This window comes from Methylobacterium sp. PvR107 (genome assembly GCF_017833295.1).
Classification (GTDB): Bacteria; Pseudomonadota; Alphaproteobacteria; order Rhizobiales; family Beijerinckiaceae; genus Methylobacterium.
The window spans coordinates 3,472,463-3,492,702 of sequence record NZ_JAFIBW010000001.1 but is presented as its reverse complement, the minus strand read 5'-3'; the positions used below and the strand labels follow the sequence as shown (position 1 = coordinate 3,492,702).

Below are 20,240 nucleotides of genomic sequence, written 5' to 3'. Positions count from 1 at the left end.
TCGGACGATGCATCCTGCAATCACAGGGCGGATAAGCGATTTATCAGCCCACGCTTGCAGCGTAACCCGAGATCAGAAAGCTCAGAGCATGCTTACTCGCATCCTCAATTCGCTTTTCCTCCAGGCCGTGAGTTTGCCAGCCTCCGGTTGGGTAGTGCGTACGGTCATCGTCTCGGCGTCAAGAGAAGCATCACCTTGTGGCGACGCCGCCGACGGTGGAGCCCGCAAGATAGTCCTGATCCGGTAGTCAGAAGGTTCGCCGATAGGTGGCTCGGTTCAAGCTGCCCGAGCGAGATCGCCCTCGATCGAGGCAAGCGCTCGCTCCAGCGCCGCGAAGCAGATCGGGTCGAACGCAGTGTCGAGATCCGCGCGCATGATGCCGAGCGCCTTCTCAAGCGACATGGCCGCCCGGTAAGGCCGATCGGCTGTCAGCGCGTCGAACACGTCGGCTACCGAGACGATGCGGGTCTCGGGTGCGATCGCGTCGCCTCTTAAGCCGCGTGGGTAACCCTTGCCGTCCAGCCGTTCGTGGTGCCCGCCGCCGATGCAGGCCATCTCGTGGAACACCGCTGCGCGGGTCAGGATGGTCTCGGAAAGGGACGCGTGATTGCGCATGTCCCGCCACTCCGCGTCATCCAGTTTGCCGTTCTTGTCGAGGATCGCGTTCGAGACCCCGAGCTTGCCAACATCGTGAAGCAGCGCAGCCCGCTTCAGCCAGCGGCGGCGATCCGGCGTATAGCCAAGTTCAGCCGCAATCATGTCGGCATAGACCGCAACCCGCTCCGAATGGCCGGAAGTGAACGGGCTCTTGGCGTCGATAATCTGAGCAAAGGCACGGGCGATGTCGTCGAGGTAGTCTTCGTCAACGACGATCGGGCTGACCGGCGCCAACGCGAACACCGCCTCCTCGACCTCATCCGAGGCCAGGGTGTCCCAGAAGCCGGGTTTGGACGCGGCCGCCTCGAAGCAGGCGACCAACTGAGGATCGAACCATGTGCCCGAGCGCGCCCACACCTCGGCAATCGCGGCCGCGGGGCCGGCTGCGGTGTGGAACACGTCCACTACCTGAGCGAGCAGCGCTACCCGTGCGTAAAGTGGGATCGCTGGGCCAGCGAGGCGGTCCGGTCGACCGCCGCCGTTCCAGTGCTCGTCCAGGGCGTGGATGGCCTCGCAGACGCTCGCGGGGAAGCGAAGCTGTCGGGCGATCTGAGCACCACGCTGACAGCGGGTCTGAATCAGGTCGTCGGTAATCGCTCCGCCGTTCTGCAGGATGTTGAGCACGGCACGGAAGCGTTCGGCGAGGCCGGCCTTGAGGCCGGTATGAGAGAAGACAAAGCCGAGCACCTTCGGCAGACTGTCGCTCACCGTTTTGAAGTCACGTTTGAAGCTGAGATCGTCGGAGAGGTAGAGTTCGCAGATGCGCGCGGCATTGCTGGAGCACCCGAGGTCCTTCAGCATCACCGTGTGGTAGAGTTCCCAGAGCTGCAAGTCCGGCAGACCCATCTCCCGGCCGATGTTGAAGCCGATCCAGGTCGCTCGCACGCAATGCCCGACGGGCTGACCCTCCGTCAGGTCCAGGGCGTGGCTCAAGGCGCCGAGCACTTCCGACAGCTGGAACGTCCTGGCTTCCTCTTCGTTGCCTGACACGATCCGCATCGTTCTCGTCCAGTCTCTTGCCCTGCAGGCTTCTATAGGCGGCAAGACTGCCTGAAAAACCTGATCAAAGCGTTGCGCTGCCTCTCGCTTGCTAACCAGTCCCAAGCGGACGTTTTCCGCTTCCACAAAGGGTGGTGGGCGGCCTTTGGCCTTTCGGCCCGAAGCGGACGTTCTTCATCCGACCGACGCTGTGTCAAAACGCGAAGGCGGTCGAAGGACCTTCTCTCGAGCTCGCTGCCTGATACCAAAGGGGCACCCTACTGGCTTCAGGGCTGCCATTTGGCGGGCAGGAATGTCTCGCGCAGAGAAGATTGTTCTGCGATTCTGGAGCGCGCCTGCGTTTTTACGCAGCCTTGACCCAACCCGGTCGTTCAAACTCCCAAATCTCATTCTCCCGAGCAGACATCGAAGACGGCGCGACGCCGACGCTATGATTGCGGCTCCGTCCCCTTCCATCTGACTTCTTACGACAACCATGCCGAAGGCCCGTATCCATGGCGATTTATGAATTCAAACGGTTGATTTGGCCATGTTTGTCGCGACAATCCATAGAAATCTTCCAGCGGTAAGCTTTCTAGTTGTCCCCGTCCTATAGATCAAAAACTACCGTCCGGCCTGATACGAATACGAGGCACACGACGACGTCTCTTGTGTCGGTTCCTCCTTCCCGTCATAGACGCTCAAATCTCTGCCCGTACTACCTTGTCCAACAATAAGCAGGAATTTGACTGTCGATCGACCACACAGTGTGTTCCCCCGTAGGAGGACCGGGTCGGCAGGCTTAAGGACCTTGAACAGCTGGCCGTCGATGCCGTCGTCAGTCGCCGCCTTAATCGGGAGCGATTGCCCATTCTGGAACGTTATCTCGCTTTTTGCGAAGGTGATCTTCCCAGTAACCGACACCGCCGTTTTGCTTACCGGCTGCCAGGTCTCGGCATAGGCAGTCGTAGGGATTGCCGCAGCAAAGGAGGCGGCGGCGGCAAGGAGCAGTCGCATCGGATATCCAGTTGCTAATTTTGAACGCCGCTGGTGGAATGTAAATCGAAACCGAAGTCTTCTCGGTGATGCCGAAATCAATACATGCAGCGCTATGATTTGTCCGCCTCTCCTATCGAGGATCCTCCGATGATCGCCAAAATACCACTGGCCGCTATCATTTGTGCGGCCATGTTTTGTGGCCAGGTAGATTCGGCGTCGCAAGCTAATGTCGAGTGCTGGAAGCGCCTCAGCGACGGCGATGTTCATGCAGATACCGGAAAATTTCCAAAACTAAGCTCTGGTTTCAAGGTGTTGAGCTTCAAAGCAAACCGAAAGGATGCGGAGTGGAGCTATGGCACCTGTGTTTTGGCGCCGAGGAAGTAGCCTCTAACGGAGCTTCTACATTAAGTCTGCCGAGCTCGATCTTCTAACGTAATTCTTCTGCAGATACGAGGCGGAGTTCGTGCCAAAGTCAGGCTATTATTATCACTACGGAGCGAACTATGCGAGCCATAATTTTTGCTGTTCTGTCTATCAGCACTGTCTCCCCCGTCTCCGCCGGGTGCGGTTTATTGGCCATAGGCGTCAAAGCATCGGGGCAGGCGTCCGGAGCCGAGCCATTTACGTGCTTCAACCTATCGACGCCTGTGGGAAAAAAGGTCACTTTGATTGTCCGGTCGCCTGCCAAGGACATGGCGTTCAATATTTTCGGGGTTGTCGATAACCAAGCAAGCCACTCTTTCACAGCAACAAAGCCTAGCTACAAAGTGGACGTGTACCGAACGTTTACAGGCGGGCCAGCAAGATTTGAGTTATTATCTAGCGCGCGATAATTTACCATATATAGGTCCATTTAATCGCAATTTAGGAGCATGTAACAATGCATGTTTATAAGAGGATGGCAGCTCTATTGTTTCTGGAAGCAGTCATTTATCCAAATTGTGCGACCTTCGCTCACTCAGCTCAGCGCCCATTTGTAGGTAGATGGGCCACGAATTCAGATAAATGCAGAATCAATCAGGACATTGAAGTTTTTACAAATAATGGAAGTCCTGGATATGAAGGAAACTGCAAATTTGTTAAATTAATCCGAAGCGGAAATCGCTGGAATATAACGGAAAAATGCACTGGCGAAGGAGGTCCGTTACTGGGAAAATTAGAAATTGTTCTGAATGGTGACAAAATGCAGATGAATATAACCTCACCTTTCAGATCGAGCCTTAACTTAATTAGATGCCCGTAATTCAAACGGGAGCGAGCACGGCGGCGACGTCCGCTTCTTTGCATTGCTGCCCGATAGCGGACCGGTAGAAATCCACCCAACCTGGCCGCTGGCCTCCGCCCCAACAGCCTAGTGGTTGAGCCCTGACGGTTGAGTCCGTGTGGGGTTTCGGTTTGAGGCCCATCCTGCGAGTCTAGCGGGATGCGCAGTGGTATATCTTTCACGCTCTCAACCTCGGATCGCCTTCGGCTCGAAGCACTCGTTGCGGATCGAAACACGTCGCAGAAGCACGTCTGGCGCGCCCGCATCGCGCTGCTGAGTGCCAATGGGCTCGGGACGCACGCGATCATGCGTGAGGCAGGCGTGTCCAAGACGGTGGTCTGGCGCTGGCAGGACCGCTTCGCGCAGGAGGGCGTCGACGGGCTCCTTCGGGACAAGACGCGGCCGGCGCGCATCCCGCCGCTGGGGCCGGAGGTGGCGGCGCGCGTAGTGGCTCTGACGCAAGGAGATCCGCCCGGCGAGACCACGCATTGGACGGCCGCCGCCATGAGCAAGGCCGCGGCCATCAGCGTCTCGTCGGTGCAGCGGATCTGGCGGGGGCACGGCCTACAGCCGCATCGGGTCCGGCAGTTCAAGCTCTCCACCGACCCGGCCTTCGCCGCCAAATTGCGCGACGTCGTCGGGCTCTACGTCGATCCGCCCGCTCATGCCGTCGTCCTCTCGGTCGACGAGAAGAGCCAGATCCAGGCGCTCGCCCGCACGCAGGCCCCGTTGCCGATGAAGCCGGGCTACCCGACGACGCGCACCCACGACTACAAGCGCCACGGGACGACGACCCTGTTTGCCGCTCTGGACGTGCTGGAGGGCAAGGTGATCGGCCGCTGCATGCAGCGCCACCGGCATCAGGAGTTCATCCGCTTCCTCAACGCGGTCGAGGCGGCGGTTCCGGAGGGCAAGATCGTCCACGCGATCCTGGACAACTATGCCGTCCACAAGCACCCGAAGGTCCGTGCTTGGCTCGGCCGCCACCCGCGCTGGACCTTCCACTTCACCCCGACCTCAGCCTCGTGGCTCAATGCCGTCGAGGGCTTCTTCGCCAAGCTCGCAAAACGCCGGCTCCGACGCGGCGTGTTCGGATCGCTGATCGAGGTGCAGGCCGCCATCAAACGCTTCATCGCCGAGAGCAACGGCGACCCGAAGCCCTTCGTCTGGACCGCCGACCCAGATCGCATCATCCAGGCCGCAAAGCGCGGGCACCAAGTGTTAGACTCGCACCACTAGATGCGGACCTTCCTAGGGTCTGCTTGGGGTCGTGAGCGGTCCCTGCGGCTATGTCCGCTCCGATCTATCCGCCACCCGAAAGCGGACCGGCGGAAATCCACCCATCTGAGACGCTCACACGGGTCTAGCGCGGCGGCCGATGCTGGCCGAAAGCCGCCGGTCTGCTGCCGAGATAGGCCGCCGGAAAAGCGGACGGCCTCCTACCGACCCAACCCGGCCGCCCCAATCGCCAGCGGCACTTCTCCGAAGCGGTCGTTCGTCAGCCCTGGGAAACTGCGACTTGGGAAGGGAAACGGATCGCGGGCTTCTGCTGCGAATGAGGCATCCGAGATCTAGAACATCCCGTTCGGGTTGGCCGAAGCATCGGGCAGTATCTGAAGCACATCCCAGTGCTCGACGATCCGACCGGCATCATCAAGGCGAAAAATATCTATAGCCGCATAATCGTGGTTGCCCGGCCAGTGCTGAAGACAGTGCAGCACGACCAGATCGCCCTCGGCAATCGCCCGCTTGACCTCCACTCGCTTGCCCGGCCATTCGCGCGACATTCGCTCGAAATATTCAATAAAGCCAGCCTTGCCCGTGGCTACGTGTGGGTTGTGCTGGATGTAGGTAGCGCCGGCATAACGCTCGATAGCCTCGCGCGGACGACAATCGTTGAACATCAGTTCATAAAACGCGATCACGTTCGCTTTGTTTTGCGCAAGATCTGTCATAGCGTTTGCGTAACGATCCGTGAAAACCAAATGCCATATATGACATGGAGCACGGGGCGGGAGAGCAGGCAAGGGCTGGAGTAGGCACTCCGATCTCCCGCGACGGATCATGAGTGGCCTCCGCGTTGATGTCCGCTTCGAAGCATCCGCTGCCCAAAAGCAGGCAGGCAGAGATCCACCCATCTAAGACGTTCAGGCGGGCTTTTTGTGATGCCGGATGCTGGCCGTAAGCGGTTGGTCCGCTTGAGGATTACAGGTCCTAGAAGCGGACGTATATGGACAACCCCAAGCCGCCATTACTTGCTGCCAATCACAAGCCTGGCAAATTGGACATACATATGCTCGGAGTTCAATGCGTTGCATGAAGAATGAAGCCCACGTGGCGCACCGTGTGGATGCACGGATTCAACTTGTCTCGGTCGATCTTCTTGCGGATGTTGCCGACGTTGACGTCGATAACCCTTTGTGCGGCGCAGCAGCCATGGCGGCAATTTTCCATCACACGGACGTCATGCAGGGGACGCGAGCGAGGTTTCACCTGGCACGGCAAGCATCGTGCGGGCTCAGGTTGCCCGCCGATAGTTCAGCCTCTTATGCCCACGTGCCGGAGAGTCTGATCTGGAGGTACCGCGCCGAGACGCTTGCGCAGTAGTTCGTCGATCGAGAGCGGACCGGCCCCGGCCATCACGAGAGTGAGGAGGCACACGAGGTAGAGCAGATCTGTCTCGTACCCGGGCGGTCCAAAGGTCGCCCCGGCCGCGGTCACGGCCTGGAGCTTGATCGAACTGAAGCCGTAGGGAAGGTGCACGGTGAACGCTGCGACCAGCAGGATGATCGCCATGGGAAGGCTGGCGAGCGGCACGAGAGCGCCCATCAGGATCGCCAATCCGCCGAAGATCTCCACGAGTATGGTCAGCCATCCAAACAGGTGCGGCAGCGGTAATCCCATGGCCTCGACGATGGCGGGAAAGGCATCGAAGCCACGGGCGGCTTTCGCCAAGCCATGCGCCAGGAAGCCGTATCCAACGATCAGGCGCAGCGGGACCGGGGCCCAGCGAAGGAGGAGCGGACGGCACGCGAGTATTCTACTAAGCAGGCCTGCCATTGTGTTGATCCTCTGAGTATCGGGATGGCCGATAGGAAACGGGCGGTACATCGTGTGCGGGCGCGTGCGGACTGCGGCCCGCGCTGGTGGCGTCGGGACTGATTGCGATCTCTCTAGGAGCGTGATGTCAGGAGAGGGAGGTAGCCCTATCCGTGCGCGTCGGCAGCCTCTCGGCGCCGGATCTCCCTGACCAGCGGCTGCAGCACTTCGGGATCGGCCGCTGCGACGAGACTGTAGCCGAGCCCCTTCCGGGCCCAGGCGCACCCAGCGATGGAGCCGTAGATGTGCTCGACCATCGGCACGTCGCCGCCTTCGCCGAAGGAGCGGATCAGCATGACCACGCGCGTGCCCTGCGCGTCGTCGTACATCAGCATGCCCGCTGGCCCGTGGTCGGTGGCGACCAGACGGCCGCCGAGCAGGTGGTAGCCCGCCGCGCTGAGATCGGGCACGGCGACGGGCCGCTTCAAGCGTGCGGAAAACCAGCGCGTGATCTCGTCGCGATCGGTCGCGGCGAGCTCGATGGGCCGAGAGCGGTCTGGCGCGTAGACGACATAGTTCGTCTTCGCCTCCTGGGCGAGCACGGAGATGCCGCCCGATCCATTCGGAAGCGCCGCTCTCGCGATCCAGCCACCGAGGCCGCCGACGGTCAGGAGAAGGGCTGCGGCCAGCCCCTGCCAAGCTGATACGCGCGGCCGCCGTCGCGCCGCGACGAGGCGGGCGAGATCGAGTTGGGGCGGCACCGGCTCGGCGGCGATCGGCGCGAACGCACCGCGCAGGTCATCTCGGAGGGCCCTCAGTCGAGCCACCCGAGTTCCGGCCTGAGCGTCCTCGGCGAGATAGGCCTCAACCTCGGCACGGCTATCAGGGCCGAGCCGATCGTCAACGAAGGCCTGCAGATCGTTCTCGCTGATCAGCCGCTCGTTCATTTCAGCCTCCTCAGGACCGGGCGACGGGTAGCGGCCTCGCCGTCCATCAACTGGATCATCCGGTCTCTCGCGCGGGACAGTCGCGACATCACGGTGCCGTTCGGCACCCCGAGCACCTCCGCCGTCTCCGCGTACGAAAGGCCTTCCACGGTCACGAGGAGCAGCACGCTGCGCTGCTCCTCGGGTAGGGCGTCGAGCGCGCGCAGAAGGTCGTGTCGCTGCGGCCCGGCTTCCTGGTGGGGCGGAACTGCTAGGGAAGCCTCGTCAACATCGTCGAGCGGAAGGTGAGCACCGCCGCGTCGGTGGGACTGCCGCAAGCGGCTCATCGCCAAATTGTGCAGGATCGCGAAGAGCCAAGACCTGACGCTGCCGTCGTCCCGCCGTTGGTGCCAGCGCGCGATCACCAACTCGAGCGTGTCCTGAACGAGGTCGTCGGCGTCCGACCGATCCCGCGTAAGCGCGGCGGCGTAGCGCCGAAGCGCCGGGATCAGCGGCTCCACGAGGAGCATCATCTGCTGCACCGCATGACTCCGGCCGGTGTCGCGATCGCTCGGTGCCGACATGGCCAATCGCGCAGGTATCTCACGGGAGGTCAGACGCCGCGTCCGGGCGAATATTCCATCAGGTCTGGCATTTCGAGCCCGCAGTCCTGCCGAGGAGGCCGTCGCACACGAGGCGCTGTCCGGGATCGAACAATCACTGCCGGTACTGCGTGTCCGGCGACCGCTTCAGCCGACTGACCGCTTCGTGAATCGCTGCCCAGATGCCTTCGCCGACATCGCAGTCACCCGCGTCGAACCCATGGGCGGCTATGCCATCCATATCACGCTCACCGACGGCCATGCCCATGGGATTTTCCCCTGGACTACCGGCGCTGAGCTGCTGCCTGCCGGGCTCCTCGGCGTTCGGCTAACTGAGGGTGGCAAGGCATTGCCCCGGCAGTGATCCATGCCGATGCCGTTCGCTTCATCCGAACGACCAATGCCCCCGGACTCATTTAAGGCGGTCCAGGGGCATCGATGGTTCTGGTTCTGAAAGTCAGCGGGTGAAAGCGACACGTCCATCAATGGCGTCGCGAGCCGCGACGACGCGAGCCACATCCTGTCTAAGCAAATAGACCGAGACGACCAGCAGGACGAGATCCTTCAGGAGGAAGGCGGCATTCATCGCCATGGCGGGGAAGCCACCGGCGCCCGCATCCCAGGCATCGGGCACGAACGGAAGGATCGTCAAGGTCGAGACGAAGGCGGCCGTGGAGCCGAGGGCACCCAGCACCCCCAGCTTCTTGTTCCAGAAGCCCAGGAGCAGGAGCGTGCCAAAGGTCCATTCCGAGGCGCCCAGGAAGATGGCCGTGCCGCGAATGCCCAGAACCGGGATGGTCCAGAAGGTGAAGGGGCCGTGCGTGATCAAGGGAAGCAATCCCCGGATCTCGGCCTCGAACCATTTGTCGTATCCGAACCAAGCGAAGATGACGACCATCGCGGTCCGGAGCAGGTGGTAGTCCAGGTCGCGCCGGAGCAGGAACGAGCCGGCCAGCTTGTCGATGAGGAAGTTCATGATGCCCTCCGTAGGCGTTGGAGTTGGTGCACCCTTTCTACCTACGGCTTCCGAGACTATGAATGCTTGAATGCGGCGCAGATATGCTCTTTAATCTCAATCTGGCCTAGTCGACGGCTCTGTGGATTGGGCAAGCCGCCCGGGCTAGTGGCTCGGGGGTGAGACGGTCGCAGCAGCAGGGTCGATGGGTAGGGCCAAGCCGACGATGCCAGTCGCTTATCTCGGCCAGGGGCTTTGGACGCCCTTCGGAAGAACCAGTGCTCGATTGTATGGAAGACTTTCGATTACCCACCTGTGTGGTCGACGGGATGACGCTCAGCGGATGTTTCCACGGGCTTCACCAAACCAGCGGCATCGGAACCCTGTGCGTTGCATCAGCTCAGAGAGCCAGTTCCCGCTCCTTGATGTCGGCGATGGGCCCGAGAATGGCAGGATCGAACGGGGCCAAGTCCCGCGCCGCGCCGATGCGATTGGGCAGATCCGGGTTCGCGAGCGCAGCCTTGCCGAACGCCACGATGTCCGCCCCGGCCTCGACGACCGCCTCCGCCTTGGAGGCCTCGTGGAACCCTCCATTGGCGAGCAGCGAGAGGTTTGGGGCATAGCGGCGAGCAAGCGCCACGAGGCTATCCTGGCCGCTCTCAAAGGCAGGCTTCGACGCGTCATGCTCGGTGACGTGGATGTAGTCCAGGCCAGCATCCGCCAGCGTTCCGAAGACCGCTTCCGCGTCCTGTGCGTATTCCGACGAAGCCGGCCGGGGATTCCGATTTGAAGCCGGCCGTCATTCCGAGGCGAAGCCGGCCACCGGCCCGATCTGAAGCCGGCCAGTGACGGGGCACTCCCGCGGGTCTGGGGTGAGGATCACGAGGTCAGTCGGACAGGTCAAGCGGCGGGCTCGGCCGCCTTGCGTTTGCGCAGGCTCTCGCCGGCGAGTTCAATGCGGTGAGCGTTGTGCAGCAGCCGGTCGAGGACGGCATCGGCGAGCGTGGGGATGCCGATGATCTCGTACCAGCGATCCACCGGGACCTGGCTGGTGATCAGGGTCGAGCCGGCGTCGTAGCGGTCCTCGACCATCTCCAGAAGATCGCGCGCCTGTTCGGGCAGGAGCGGCTCGGGGCCCCAATCGTCGAGGATCAGCAGGTTCGCCTTCGCGATCTGGCGCAGCAGACGGCTGTAGCGGCCATCGCCACGCGCGAGGCTGAGCGCCGCAAACAGGCGTGGGACCCGGTAGTACAGGACCGAGAGGTCGTCCCGGCAGGCCTTGTGCCCGAGCGCGCAGGCGAGCCAGCTCTTGCCCACGCCGCAGGGGCCGGTGATCACGAGGTTGCGCCGGGTCCGGATCCAGTCGCCGGTGGCGAGCTTGAGGAACAGGGCACGGTCCAGGCCGCGATGGCTGCGGTAATCGACGTCCTCGATGCTGGCGGGATGGCGCAGCCGTGCGGCGCGGGCGCGGGCCTCGAAGCGCTTCTGCCGCCGAGCCGTGGCCTCGTGGTCAAGGAGCAATCCGAGCCACTCGGCGTGGCCGAGGGCGTGGGCCTCCGGGTTGGCGTCCAGCGCCTTGAAGCCCGAGGCCATGCCGCTCAGGCCGAGTTCGTGCAGGAGCTCGAGGGTGGGATGGGTGAGCATCGGCGTCTCCGTCAGTGAAAGTAGCGCGGGCCGCGTAGGTTGGGGTGGAGCATCACCGGGACGGCCTCGGCCGGCGCGGTCGCGCGGTTGAGACCGTTGGCCAGGATCGAGGCGATGCTCTTGTAGGTGAGCGCGCCGAGCGCCACGGCTCGGGCCGAGGCGGCCTCCGCCCGGCCGGGGTCGAGCCCCCGGTAGAGGCGCAGGATGCCCAGACAGGTACGGAAGCCCTGCTCGGGATGAGGCCGGTCGTGGAGGATGGCGATGACCAGCCCCTCCGTCTCCGGCCCGATGCCGCGCGCCCAGCGCCGGAAGCGCTCGGGGCTCCACTCGGCGTAGCGGCGATGGGCGCTGGGCATGTGGTCGGGATCGGTGCCGTGCCGCCGTCCGGTGTAGCGGCGTTCGTGGGCGGCGACGCGCTGTCCGCGATGGAACACCTCGACGGTGCGCGCCGTGAGGCGGACGTCGACCTGCTCGCGGATCAGGGCGTGGGGCACCGAGTACAGGAAGCCGCCCGCCTCGACGTGGTAGTCGAGGTTGACCCGGGCCAATCGCCACTCGGCGAAGGTGTAGTCCTGCTCCGGCAGCGGCCGCAGCGCCGCGCGCTCGATCGCCTCGAACAGGGCGCGGCGCGTGGTGCCGAGCCGGCGCATGCGGTGAGCGTTGATACGCTCCACCATCGCGGCGATGGCGGCATTGCACTCGGCCAGGGAGAAGAACGTCTGGCGCCGCAGCCGTCCCAGGATGTAGCTCTGGGCGAAGCGAACACCGGCCTCGACCTTGGCCTTGTCGCGCGGCTTGCGGGGCCGGGCCGGCAGGACGCCGACGCCGTAATGTTCGGCCATCATCCCGTAGGAGCGGTTGAGCTCGGGATCGTAGAACGACGCCTTGTGGACCCCGCTCTTGAGGTTGTCTGGCACGACGAGGCGTGGGACGCCGCCGAGGAAGCGGAACAGGCGGACATGCGCGCCGATCCAGTCGGGCAGCGTCTGCGTCCAGGTCGCCTCGGCGTAGGTCAGGCTCGACGCGCCGAGCACCGCCACGAAGATCTCGGCCTCGCGCACGATACCGGTGGCGGGATCGACGATCCCGACCTTCTTGCCGGAGTAGTCGACGAAGACCTTGTCGCCGGCGGCATGGTGCTGACGCATCACCGGGGTGAGCCGGCGCTCGAACTCCTTGTAGAGATCGCAGAACCGGGAGTAGCCGTAGCCCTCCGGATAGGCCTCCCGGTACTCCTCCCAGAGCACCGTCAGGTTGACCCCGGGCCGGCGCATCTCCCGGACCAGGCACGGCCAGTCCGGCTCGGGCAGCCGGCGCATGCCCTGCTTCACCCCGGCCCGGGCAAACAGGCGCTGCTCCAGCACCGCGTCGGTGACCTCGGGGCCGAGCGGCCAGGTCAGGCCGGCGGCGCTCGCTCGGGCGAGGTTGTCCTGCACGGTCGAGCGGGCGATGCCCAGCGTTCGCCCGATCTCTCGCGAACTCACCCCGTCGCGGGCGAGCCGCAGCATCTGCTTGATCTGTCGCATGGTCAGCTCTCTCCTGGCCGGCATCCCGCTCTCCTCGTGGTCGAGGACAGGGATGCCGCGGTTGCTGACCCGCGGGGATGATCCGTCGCCGATATCGACTACCAGGTGGCCGGCTTCATCTCGGAATGGTGGCCGACATCAAATCGGAACGCTGGCCGGCTTCGCGTCGGAATGGGTGGCCGGCTTCCGTCGGAATCCGCAGTCCTGCTCGCGACCAGCCCATTTGTGGGTGAAGTCGTTGACTTTGCCCTGTGAGATCCGGATGCCGACCGGCACGTTCCCGCCGACCTTTGCGCGCACAGCCTTGATCACCGCCACAGCGAACGCGGTGCGTGCGCGGGCGTCGCCGCCCCACCGGTCGCCTCGCCGGTTGGTGTGTTCCGTCAGGAACGGGTCGATGAGGTAGCCGTTTGCACCGTGGATCTCGATCCCGTCGAAGCCCGCGACGGCGACAGCACGCTCGGCAGAGGCGGCGAACCCGTCGACCGCCTCGGCAATCTGCCCGTCCGTCATGGCAGACGGTGCCGGGTAGGCGCCCTTGCCGTAGTAGAACTCCATCTGGCTGCCCCGGGGCTGGACGGCCGAGGGACCGATGGTGCCGTCGCGGAAGCGATTGCCTTGGCTGATCGCACCGGCGTGCATCACCTGCGCGAAGAAGCGGGCGCCGTGCCGGTGGGCAGCCTCGACGATCGGTCGCCAGGCGAGACCCTGCGCCTCGTCGGTGAGACCCGGCTGATGATGGTAGCCCTGCGCAAACGCCTGATCCGTGTAGATGCCTTCGGTGATCAGCAGACCGAAGCCGCCACGGGCGAAGCGCTCGTAGTAGCGCGCCATCCGCTCGCTCGCGGTCCCGTCCTCGTTCGCGCTGATCCGGGTCATTGGGGCGACCGCGAAGCGGTTGCGGATTGCCAGCCCGTTTATATCGGTGGTCGTGAAGAGGGTGTCGGCGCACGTGCTCATGATGACCTCGCCCTGCAATCTGACCCGCCGTTGACCGTCGATAGGCGCGGTGGATGAGACGGGTCGCGCTTCGATGAGCGCATAGCTAGCTTTGTCAATGAATGAGCAGTAGCGAGCTTAGACGAGAAGGATCTTATCGCATGGTGATATGCTGATGGACCTGTCGGACGTCGCGCTCTTCTGCTCCATCGTCTCGGCCGGAAGCCTGTCCGCCGCGGGGCGGCTGTCGGGTCATTCGCCGATGGCGGTCAGCCGCCGCCTAGTTGCCTTGGAGGCGGAGCTCGGGGTTCGCCTTCTCCATCGCACCACCCGGACCATAGCCCTCACAGCGGATGGCGAGACGTTCCTCCCGCTCGCCCAAGCCATGCTCGACGCGAAGGCCGCCGCCATGGCGGCTTTCTCGGAGCGTCACGAAGGCTTAAGCGGCGTCCTGCGCGTGACAGCGCCCAACCGGATCGGGCGTGCGCTCGTGGTGCCGCAGGCTGTACGGCTGATTGCCCAGAACCCTCTGCTCCACGTAGACCTGATGTTTAGCGACAGGGTCGTGGACATCGCGGCATCCGGCATCGACGTCGCGCTGCGGGTCGCCACACTGCAGGCATCCGAGCTGGTCGCAGTGAAGCTGGCCGACAACCCACGCATCCTCTGCGCCGCGCCGAGCTACCTCGCGAGACATGGACTCCCCGAACGGCTCGTCGACCTCGACGAGCACACCTGTCTGACTGTAAAGGGCGGACCAATTCCAGGCCGCCGTGTCGGAGCAAAATCAGGCCACTGGCAACGTGCAGCTCGAACGAAGAAGGGGCCCGATCGGGCCCCTTCTTCGTTCGTCGCCGATCGTAAGGGTCAGGCCGGCGGGATCTCGCCCGTCTCGGGGTCGTGAGGATCGGCGGTGGCCTGGTTTTGCTCCGCCCCTTCGGCCCGGCCGCGCCGGCTGCGGGAAGTTTTGAGGCGGTAGCTGTTGCAGCGCGGCAATCAGGATGAGACCAGCGCGTCAATCAAGATGAGAGGAACCGCCGATCTGATGACGCAAGGAGGGCAGAGCCCGACCGGAGGCATCGGATCGGCGTCGGCGTGACCTTCAGGGGCACGTCGTCTGGTGATCGCGGCCACCGGGCCAGCTGCGGGTCGTCCTCAGTTTGAGGAGCCTGCCCGTGCCCGGCCGCCACGTGACCGATCACCAGATGAGGCTCTTCATGCAGTTCCGTCAGAGCGACAGCGTCGCTGCGGCCGCCGCCAAGGCCGCCTTCAGTCCCGCCACCGGCCATCGCATTGCCGCCGATCCGCGTCTGCCCTCGGCTAAGAAGACCCCGCGCGGACGGCGTCGGCCCGATCCCCTCGCCGAGGTGTTCGAGGCCGAGATCGTGCCATTGCTCGAAGCCGCGCCCGGCCTGAGGCCGGTGGCCGTCTTCGAGGAGATCCTGCGCCGTCATCCCGATCTCGGTGAAGGGGTCCGACGGACACTGGAGCGGCGTATCCGGGCTTGGCGCGCCGTGCACGGAGCCGACCAGGACGTCATCTTTCGTCAGACCCACGAGCCCGGGCGGATGGGACTGTCGGACTTTACCGACATGGCCGATCTCGGCGTCAGCATCGCTGGGCTGCGCCTCGACCATCGGCTCTACCACTTCCGGCTCGCCTACTCCGGCTTCGAGCACGCCCACGTCGTGCTCGGCGGCGAGAGCTTCGTGGCGCTCGCCGAAGGGCTGCAGAATGCCCTCTGGTCTCTCGGCGGCGTGCCGCGCGAGCACCGCACCGACAGCCTCTCGGCCGCCTTCCGCAACCTCGACGAGGCCGCCCAGGAGGATCTCACCCGCCGCTACGAGGCCCTGTGCGCCCACTACGGCATGACGCCCACCCGCAACAACGCCGGCCTCGCCCACGAGAACGGTTCGGTGGAGGGCCCGCACGGCCACCTCAAGCGGGCCCTCGCCGATGCGCTCCTGCTGCGCACCAGCACCAACTTCCCCGACCTGACCGCCTACCGCACCTTCGTCGACGAGCTCGTCGGACGCCGCAACGCCCGCCAAGCTAAGCGCATCGACAGCGAGCGGGCTGTCCTGGCGCGGCTGCCCGAGCGGCGCTCGTGCGACTACGAGCAGGTCAGCGTGCGCGTCTCCTCGGCCGGCGGGTTCCGCCTGCGCAAGGTGTTCTACACCGTGCCCTCGCGCCTGATCGGCCACACCCTGCGCGTGCGCCTCTACGACGACCGCCTCGACGTCTTCGTCGGCGGATCCCACCTCTTCACCCTGCCGCGGGGGCGGGCTCATCCGGACGGACGGCACGATCAGGTCGTCGACTACCACCACGTCATCCACGCCCTCCGGCGCAAGCCGATGGCGCTGCTCAACCTCGTCTACCGCGACCGGCTCTTCCCGCGGGCACCCTACCGGCACGCCTTTGAGTCCCTGCGCGCCGCGCTTCCGGAACGGCAGGCCTGCCGCATCGCCGTCGATTTACTTGCGCTGGCCCATGACCGCGGCTGCGAGGCCGAACTCGCCGAATGCCTGGCCGTCGAACTGGCCGCCAAGCGCCTGCCCGATCTAGCCGTCCTGCGTGCCCGCTTCGCACCCGATCCGGCTACCATCCCTCACGTCAACGTCGCCCTCGGCTCGCTGGCGAGCTACGAGAGCCTCCTCGACGGCGTCACGACGGGAGGGGCGGCATGAAGGCCCTGGCCCGCACCACCACCGCGGTCGACACCGCCCGGCTCGGGATCATGCTCGGTGAGCTGCGCCTGCCGACCATCAAGACCGTCTGGCCCCGCTTTGCCGAACAGGCCGACAAGGAGGGCTGGCCTGCCGCCCGCTTCCTCGCGGCGCTGGCCGAGCACGAGTTGGCCGAGCGCGACAGACGACGCATCGAGCGTCATCTCGCCGAGGCGCGCCTGCCACCCGGCAAGACGCTCGATGGCTTCGACTTCGCCGCCGTGCCGATGCTCTCGAAGGCTCAGGTCATGGCGGTCGCCGCCGGCGACGCTTGGCTGGCGCAGGGGGCCAACCTGCTCCTGTTCGGTCCACCTGGCGGTGGGAAGAGCCATCTCGCCGCCGCGATCGGGCTCGCTCTCGTCGAGGCCGGCTTCAAGGTGCTGTTCACCCGCACCACCGACCTCGTCCAGAAGCTGCAGGTCGCCCGGCGCGACCTCGGCCTGGAGGCGGCCATCGGCCGGCTCGACCGCTTCGACCTGCTGATCCTCGACGACCTCGCCTACGTCACCAAGGACCAAGCCGAAACGAGCGTGCTGTTCGAGCTGATCAGCGCCCGCTACGAGCGCCGCTCCCTGATGATCACCGCCAACCAGCCCTTCGGCGAGTGGGGTCGGATCTTCCCCGATCCGGCCATGACGCTCGCTGCCGTCGACCGGCTGGTGCACCATGCCACCATCTTCGAGATGAACGTCGAGAGCTACCGGCGTCGCACGGCCCTGGATCGGAAACGCGGTCCTGGTCGACCGCCAACTCGCGCGACAATCAAAACTGCCGATGCGTGACGCTCCGCGACACGAACCTGACCCGACGCCACCTTGCGCCGGTCGATCGACCCGCTCATCATCAACCCGCCGCGACACCGGTCACTCATCCTGATTGTCGCTGACATCTCATCCAGATCGCCGCGCTACAGTAGCTGTTGCCGTTCAGGCTCAGGATGCTGACGTGGTGGGTCAGCCGGTCGAGCAGCGCGCCCGTGAGCCGTTCCGAGCCCAGAACTGACGTCCAGTCCTCAAACGGGAGGTTCGAGGTCACCACGGTCGAGCCACGCTCGTAGCGCTGCGAGAAGACCTCAAACAGCAACTCCGCCCCCGTCGACGACAGCGGCACGTAGCCGAGTTCGTCGACGATCAGGAGCTTGACCGCGGCTAGTTCGCGCTGAAGCCGGAGCAGACGACGCTCGTCGCGCGCCTCCAGGAGTTGGTTGACCAGCGAGGCCGCGGTGGTGAACGTGACCGAGAAGCCCTTCTGGCAAGCCGCCAAGCCGAGAGCCAAGGCGATGTGGGTCTTGCCAGTGCCCGAGTTGCCAAGTGCGATGACGTTCTCCCGGCCGAGGATGTAGCCACAGCGGGCCAGTTCCAGCACGAGCATCTTGTTCAGGCTCGGGATCGCGGCAAAGTCGAACGTGTCGAGGCTCTTCACCGCCGGGAAGCGCGCCGCCCGGATGCGGCGCTCGACCATGCGCCGCTCACGGTCGATCAGCTCCAGTTCAACCAGCCGCAACAGGTAGCGCGAGTGGTCCAGGCCGCTCTGAGCGCACTCGCGGGCAACCTTGTCGTACTCGCGCAGCACCGTGGGCAGCTTGAGCTGCTTGAGGTGGTGAGCCAGCAGGACGCCCGGCGTGGTCTCGTCGCGCGCCGGGCTCATGCGGCCACCTCCGGCACCAGCACGGCATAGTCGGCAGCCACGGTGGTCCGCACCGTGGTTCTGGGCAGGTGCGGATAGGCTGCCAGGTCGAGCCGGGGCGGTCGGTGCTCGAGTCGGGCCAGCGCAATCAGCTTGACCGCATCGAAGCCGATCGCCCCGAGCCGGATCGCCTCCGCGACGGCTGCGGCCACCACGTCCTTGGGCATCGCCTCCATCAGGCGCAGCACCTGGATGAACTCGCGCTTGCCCCGGTTGCCCATGCGCGCCTCCAGGAGATGGCGCAGGTGCTGGAACGCCTCGGGCAGATCCCAGTCCTGGAGGGCCGCCGCTTGGTCGAGGGCGTTCGGCTTGGTCTCGATCAGCGCGAGGTAGTGCAGCGGCTCGGAGACGAACACGCCGGTGCCGTAGCTGCGTTCGTGCCGGGCGATCTCGATCCCGCCGCACAGGATCACGACCTCGTCGACGAAGCCCTTCACCAGCACGTCCCGGAAGCCGTAGGCGGTGGGCACCGAGTAGTCGTTGCCGTGATAGCGCACCAGCGCGGTCGAGGAGACACGACCAGCCCGCTTCTCGCACGGCTCCAGCGGGACCGCCGGCAGGGCGCGCAGGACCGCACGGTCGGCCACGAGCCGCGTACCGATGAGCTCGGCAGACCGACCGGCACACTCATCCTGCCGGACTCGGCAGCGTCGCTCCAGATCAGCGTTCAGCGCCTCGAACGAAGCTGCCTCCGGAGCCGGGGTCATGAAGTTGGACCGGGCGAACTTGACCAGCCCTTCGACTTTGCCCTTGTCGTTGCCCCTGCCCGGACGGCCGAAGCGGTCGCGGAACAGGTAGTGGCTCACCAACTCGGTGAAGGCGCGCGTGCGCTCGCGCTGCCCGTCACCGCAGATCTTGGCGACCGCGATCTTCGTGTTGTCGTACAGGATCGACAGCGGCACGCCCGTGAAGAAGGCGAAGGCGGCGACGTGCCCGTCGAGGAACGCCTCGGTGGTCTCCCGCGGATATGCCTTCACGAAGCAGGCGTCGGAGTGCGGCAGGTCCATGCAGAAGAAATGGATCTTGCGACGCACGCCGCCGATCGTGGCCACCGCCTCGCCGAAGTCAACCTGGGCATGGCCAGGCGGGTGGGCCAGCGGCACGAAGGTCTCCCGCCCCTGCGATCGGCAGATCCGCACGTGGTCCTTCACCACCGTGTAGCCGCCGGCATAGCCGTGCTCGTCGCGTAAACGCTCGAAGATCCGCTTGGCCGTGTGCCGCTGCTTGATCGGCGCGCTTCGGTCCGTTTCCAGGATGGCCGTGATCACCGGCAGAAGAGGCCCAAGCTTCGGCTTCTCGACCGGCTTCGAGCGCGTATAGCCCGGCGGCAGGGAGAACCGGCACATCTTGGCGATCGTCTCTCGGCTCAGCCCGAACACTCGAGCCGCCTCACGCCGAGAGTTGCCCTCGATAAACACGAACTGCCGAACGGCCGCGTAGACTTCCACGGCAAACATCCCCAGCTCCTCTCGAAAGAGAAGCTTCTCCACTGGCCGGCTTTTACGCCGCCCGCATCAGCACGACGCCGACGCTCCAGTGGATGGTTTTGTCACCGCCCTACACAGGACGCCGTAGACGCCGAAGTTGGCCGCGTGCACACGCCGGATCTCGGCCACGAGCGTTGCGTCCCGCTTGGCCCGAGCCGGCAGCCTGCCGGGATCGAGCCGCCGCGCGGCATGGGCGTCGTACGTCGACGGGGCGATCGGCAGCACCCTGCAGATCGGCTCGACCCCGTAGAGCGCGCGGTGATCGTCGATGAAGGCGATCATCGCTTGAACCGGCGGTCGAGCTCCGCCTGGGCAAAATACGCCGATGCCTTCCTCAGGATCTCATTGGCCTGCCGCAGTTCGCGAACCTCCCGCTCCAGCACCTTGATCCGCTCGCGCTCAGCGCTCGTGGGGCCGGGCCGCACACCACGGTTCCGCTCGGCCTGCCGGATCCAGTTGCGCAGCGTCTCACCCGAGCAGCCGATCTTGGCGGCAATCGACTGGATCGCAGACCATTGCGAGCCGTGCTCGCTCTCGTGCTCCCGCACCAGCCGGACCGCACGCTCGCGAACCTCGCGGGAGAAGGGTGGGGTATGCTTCGTCATGGCTCCAGTCTCTCAAGAGTTGGAGCCTCCGGAAAACCCGGGGCGGTTCAGTCGCCTTCCTCGATGAGGCTGCCCGGTGGCGTCGATCCTGTATCGACGTGTCGACCAGGGCCAAGCTGCAAGCCGAGCTCTACAAGGCCGTTGAGCGGGTCGTGGATGCAATCGATGGGGTTGCCGAGGTCCTGACCGGTGACCGCCGCACGT

At 64.8% G+C, this 20,240-nt stretch carries 21 protein-coding genes, 1 pseudogene and 1 other annotated feature; of the genes and pseudogenes, 6 read left to right on the top strand and 16 right to left on the bottom strand.

All coding sequences use genetic code 11. The annotated features are described in order from the left end of the window. Positions 1-276 precede the first annotated feature (276 nt). Together JOE48_RS16500 and JOE48_RS16495 are read right to left on the bottom strand one after the other, a co-directional pair. Positions 277-1,656 (bottom strand): HD-GYP domain-containing protein, encoded by a 1,380-nt coding sequence (locus tag JOE48_RS16500; protein WP_210031451.1) that lies wholly within the window; start codon positions 1,654-1,656, stop codon positions 277-279. 603 nt (positions 1,657-2,259) lie between these two features. After that, positions 2,260-2,652: a hypothetical protein gene (locus JOE48_RS16495; protein WP_210031449.1), complete on the bottom strand. Its 393-nt coding sequence runs from the start codon at positions 2,650-2,652 to the stop codon at positions 2,260-2,262. An 84-nt stretch (positions 2,653-2,736) separates the two neighbouring features. Here JOE48_RS16495 and JOE48_RS16490 point away from each other — a divergent pair, with 84 nt between their 5' ends. Next, on the top strand, positions 2,737-3,018 hold the full coding sequence (locus JOE48_RS16490) for a hypothetical protein (RefSeq protein ID WP_210031447.1): 282 nt from the start codon (positions 2,737-2,739) through the stop codon (positions 3,016-3,018). A 1,039-nt stretch (positions 3,019-4,057) separates the two neighbouring features. Beyond that, positions 4,058-5,137, top strand: coding sequence for an IS630 family transposase (locus JOE48_RS16485; protein WP_107684798.1), 1,080 nt, complete (start codon positions 4,058-4,060; stop codon positions 5,135-5,137). A gap of 332 nt (positions 5,138-5,469) precedes the next feature. Here JOE48_RS16485 and JOE48_RS16480 read toward each other — a convergent pair whose 3' ends face one another. The 6 genes from JOE48_RS16480 to JOE48_RS31065 form a co-directional block, all read right to left on the bottom strand. Continuing rightward, a complete protein-coding gene (locus JOE48_RS16480) occupies positions 5,470-5,853 on the bottom strand; it encodes an ester cyclase (RefSeq protein WP_210031444.1) in 384 nt (127 codons plus the stop codon). 349 nt (positions 5,854-6,202) lie between these two features. After that, a complete protein-coding gene (locus JOE48_RS16475; protein ID WP_210031435.1) occupies positions 6,203-6,352 on the bottom strand; it encodes a winged helix-turn-helix domain-containing protein in 150 nt (49 codons plus the stop codon). An 84-nt stretch (positions 6,353-6,436) separates the two neighbouring features. Continuing rightward, a complete protein-coding gene (locus JOE48_RS16470; protein WP_210031432.1) occupies positions 6,437-6,958 on the bottom strand; it encodes a DoxX family protein in 522 nt (173 codons plus the stop codon). Between the two features lie 146 nt (positions 6,959-7,104). After that, on the bottom strand, positions 7,105-7,884 hold the full coding sequence (locus JOE48_RS16465) for an anti-sigma factor (RefSeq protein ID WP_210031430.1): 780 nt from the start codon (positions 7,882-7,884) through the stop codon (positions 7,105-7,107). Further along, complete coding sequence (locus JOE48_RS16460; RefSeq protein WP_210035834.1) at positions 7,881-8,405, bottom strand: RNA polymerase sigma factor; 525 nt, start codon at positions 8,403-8,405, stop codon at positions 7,881-7,883. Before JOE48_RS16460 ends, JOE48_RS16465 begins: the two co-directional genes overlap by 4 nt. A 175-nt stretch (positions 8,406-8,580) precedes the next feature. Then, the gene (locus tag JOE48_RS31065; protein ID WP_312893434.1) at positions 8,581-8,733 is read right to left on the bottom strand and encodes a hypothetical protein; all 153 of its coding nucleotides are present in this window, start codon (positions 8,731-8,733) and stop codon (positions 8,581-8,583) included. Between JOE48_RS31065 and JOE48_RS31060 the strand changes: the two genes are divergently transcribed. Continuing rightward, entirely contained in the window at positions 8,686-8,829 is a 144-nt protein-coding gene (locus tag JOE48_RS31060) for a hypothetical protein (RefSeq protein ID WP_409518634.1), read from the top strand. The genes JOE48_RS31065 and JOE48_RS31060 overlap by 48 nt on opposite strands. A 93-nt stretch (positions 8,830-8,922) precedes the next feature. On the opposite strand, the gene JOE48_RS16450 is transcribed toward JOE48_RS31060, so the two are convergent. The 5 genes from JOE48_RS16450 to JOE48_RS16430 form a co-directional block, all read right to left on the bottom strand. Further along, entirely contained in the window at positions 8,923-9,441 is a 519-nt protein-coding gene (locus JOE48_RS16450; RefSeq protein WP_210031426.1) for a DUF417 family protein, read from the bottom strand. Between the two features lie 379 nt (positions 9,442-9,820). After that, positions 9,821-10,129 carry a hypothetical protein gene (locus JOE48_RS16445; protein ID WP_245253347.1) on the bottom strand — a complete coding sequence of 103 codons (309 nt, stop codon included), beginning with the start codon at positions 10,127-10,129 and terminating at the stop codon, positions 9,821-9,823. 191 nt (positions 10,130-10,320) lie between these two features. Beyond that, positions 10,321-11,064, bottom strand: a complete 744-nt coding sequence (gene istB / locus JOE48_RS16440; RefSeq protein ID WP_210031423.1) for an IS21-like element helper ATPase IstB — start codon at positions 11,062-11,064, stop codon at positions 10,321-10,323. An 11-nt stretch (positions 11,065-11,075) separates the two neighbouring features. Beyond that, entirely contained in the window at positions 11,076-12,590 is a 1,515-nt protein-coding gene (gene istA, locus JOE48_RS16435) for an IS21 family transposase (RefSeq protein WP_210031421.1), read from the bottom strand. A 138-nt stretch (positions 12,591-12,728) separates the two neighbouring features. Further along, on the bottom strand, positions 12,729-13,550 hold the full coding sequence (locus tag JOE48_RS16430) for an NADH:flavin oxidoreductase (RefSeq protein ID WP_210031418.1): 822 nt from the start codon (positions 13,548-13,550) through the stop codon (positions 12,729-12,731). A 154-nt stretch (positions 13,551-13,704) separates the two neighbouring features. Here JOE48_RS16430 and JOE48_RS16425 point away from each other — a divergent pair, with 154 nt between their 5' ends. The 3 genes from JOE48_RS16425 to istB (JOE48_RS16410) all read left to right on the top strand — a co-directional run bounded on the left by JOE48_RS16425 (position 13,705) and on the right by istB (JOE48_RS16410) (position 17,040). Next, on the top strand, positions 13,705-14,433 hold the full coding sequence (locus JOE48_RS16425; RefSeq protein ID WP_245252850.1) for a LysR substrate-binding domain-containing protein: 729 nt from the start codon (positions 13,705-13,707) through the stop codon (positions 14,431-14,433). 301 nt (positions 14,434-14,734) lie between these two features. Then, a complete protein-coding gene (gene istA, locus JOE48_RS16415; protein WP_409518549.1) occupies positions 14,735-16,219 on the top strand; it encodes an IS21 family transposase in 1,485 nt (494 codons plus the stop codon). Further along, positions 16,216-17,040: an IS21-like element helper ATPase IstB gene (istB, locus tag JOE48_RS16410; protein ID WP_053611553.1), complete on the top strand. Its 825-nt coding sequence runs from the start codon at positions 16,216-16,218 to the stop codon at positions 17,038-17,040. The genes istA (JOE48_RS16415) and istB (JOE48_RS16410) overlap by 4 nt, the downstream gene beginning before the upstream one ends. An 85-nt stretch (positions 17,041-17,125) precedes the next feature. On the opposite strand, the gene istB (JOE48_RS16405) is transcribed toward istB (JOE48_RS16410), so the two are convergent. The 3 genes and pseudogenes from istB (JOE48_RS16405) to JOE48_RS16395 all read right to left on the bottom strand — a co-directional run. Continuing rightward, positions 17,126-17,905 (bottom strand): IS21-like element helper ATPase IstB, encoded by a 780-nt coding sequence (istB, locus tag JOE48_RS16405; RefSeq protein ID WP_210031414.1) that lies wholly within the window; start codon positions 17,903-17,905, stop codon positions 17,126-17,128. Continuing rightward, positions 17,902-19,401: an IS21 family transposase gene (gene istA, locus JOE48_RS16400; protein ID WP_210025731.1), complete on the bottom strand. Its 1,500-nt coding sequence runs from the start codon at positions 19,399-19,401 to the stop codon at positions 17,902-17,904. Before istA (JOE48_RS16400) ends, istB (JOE48_RS16405) begins: the two co-directional genes overlap by 4 nt. Positions 19,402-19,509: 108 nt before the next feature. Further along, a pseudogene (locus JOE48_RS16395) lies at positions 19,510-20,036 on the bottom strand (transposase); the annotation flags it as partial. Beyond that, positions 19,639-19,755 (bottom strand) — a sequence feature (AL1L pseudoknot). Its footprint overlaps the pseudogene before it by 117 nt. Positions 20,037-20,240 lie beyond the last annotated feature (204 nt).

What these genes read in the sequence shown, in the direction of transcription:
- JOE48_RS16500 (WP_210031451.1), bottom strand. Translation starts at nt 1,656, where the DNA reads ATGCGGATCGTGTCAGGCAACGAAGAGGAAGCCAGGACGTTCCAGCTG.
- JOE48_RS16495 (WP_210031449.1), bottom strand. Translation starts at nt 2,652, where the DNA reads ATGCGACTGCTCCTTGCCGCCGCCGCCTCCTTTGCTGCGGCAATCCCT.
- JOE48_RS16490 (WP_210031447.1), top strand. Translation starts at nt 2,737, where the DNA reads ATGCAGCGCTATGATTTGTCCGCCTCTCCTATCGAGGATCCTCCGATG.
- JOE48_RS16485 (WP_107684798.1), top strand. Translation starts at nt 4,058, where the DNA reads ATGCGCAGTGGTATATCTTTCACGCTCTCAACCTCGGATCGCCTTCGG.
- JOE48_RS16480 (WP_210031444.1), bottom strand. Translation starts at nt 5,853, where the DNA reads ATGACAGATCTTGCGCAAAACAAAGCGAACGTGATCGCGTTTTATGAA.
- JOE48_RS16475 (WP_210031435.1), bottom strand. Translation starts at nt 6,352, where the DNA reads ATGGAAAATTGCCGCCATGGCTGCTGCGCCGCACAAAGGGTTATCGAC.
- JOE48_RS16470 (WP_210031432.1), bottom strand. Translation starts at nt 6,958, where the DNA reads ATGGCAGGCCTGCTTAGTAGAATACTCGCGTGCCGTCCGCTCCTCCTT.
- JOE48_RS16465 (WP_210031430.1), bottom strand. Translation starts at nt 7,884, where the DNA reads ATGAACGAGCGGCTGATCAGCGAGAACGATCTGCAGGCCTTCGTTGAC.
- JOE48_RS31060 (WP_409518634.1), top strand. Translation starts at nt 8,686, where the DNA reads ATGGGCGGCTATGCCATCCATATCACGCTCACCGACGGCCATGCCCAT.
- JOE48_RS31065 (WP_312893434.1), bottom strand. Translation starts at nt 8,733, where the DNA reads ATGGGCATGGCCGTCGGTGAGCGTGATATGGATGGCATAGCCGCCCAT.
- JOE48_RS16450 (WP_210031426.1), bottom strand. Translation starts at nt 9,441, where the DNA reads ATGAACTTCCTCATCGACAAGCTGGCCGGCTCGTTCCTGCTCCGGCGC.
- istB (WP_210031423.1), bottom strand. Translation starts at nt 11,064, where the DNA reads ATGCTCACCCATCCCACCCTCGAGCTCCTGCACGAACTCGGCCTGAGC.
- istA (WP_210031421.1), bottom strand. Translation starts at nt 12,590, where the DNA reads ATGCGACAGATCAAGCAGATGCTGCGGCTCGCCCGCGACGGGGTGAGT.
- JOE48_RS16430 (WP_210031418.1), bottom strand. Translation starts at nt 13,550, where the DNA reads ATGAGCACGTGCGCCGACACCCTCTTCACGACCACCGATATAAACGGG.
- JOE48_RS16425 (WP_245252850.1), top strand. Translation starts at nt 13,705, where the DNA reads ATGGACCTGTCGGACGTCGCGCTCTTCTGCTCCATCGTCTCGGCCGGA.
- istA (WP_409518549.1), top strand. Translation starts at nt 14,735, where the DNA reads ATGAGGCTCTTCATGCAGTTCCGTCAGAGCGACAGCGTCGCTGCGGCC.
- istB (WP_053611553.1), top strand. Translation starts at nt 16,216, where the DNA reads ATGAAGGCCCTGGCCCGCACCACCACCGCGGTCGACACCGCCCGGCTC.
- istB (WP_210031414.1), bottom strand. Translation starts at nt 17,905, where the DNA reads ATGAGCCCGGCGCGCGACGAGACCACGCCGGGCGTCCTGCTGGCTCAC.
- istA (WP_210025731.1), bottom strand. Translation starts at nt 19,401, where the DNA reads ATGTTTGCCGTGGAAGTCTACGCGGCCGTTCGGCAGTTCGTGTTTATC.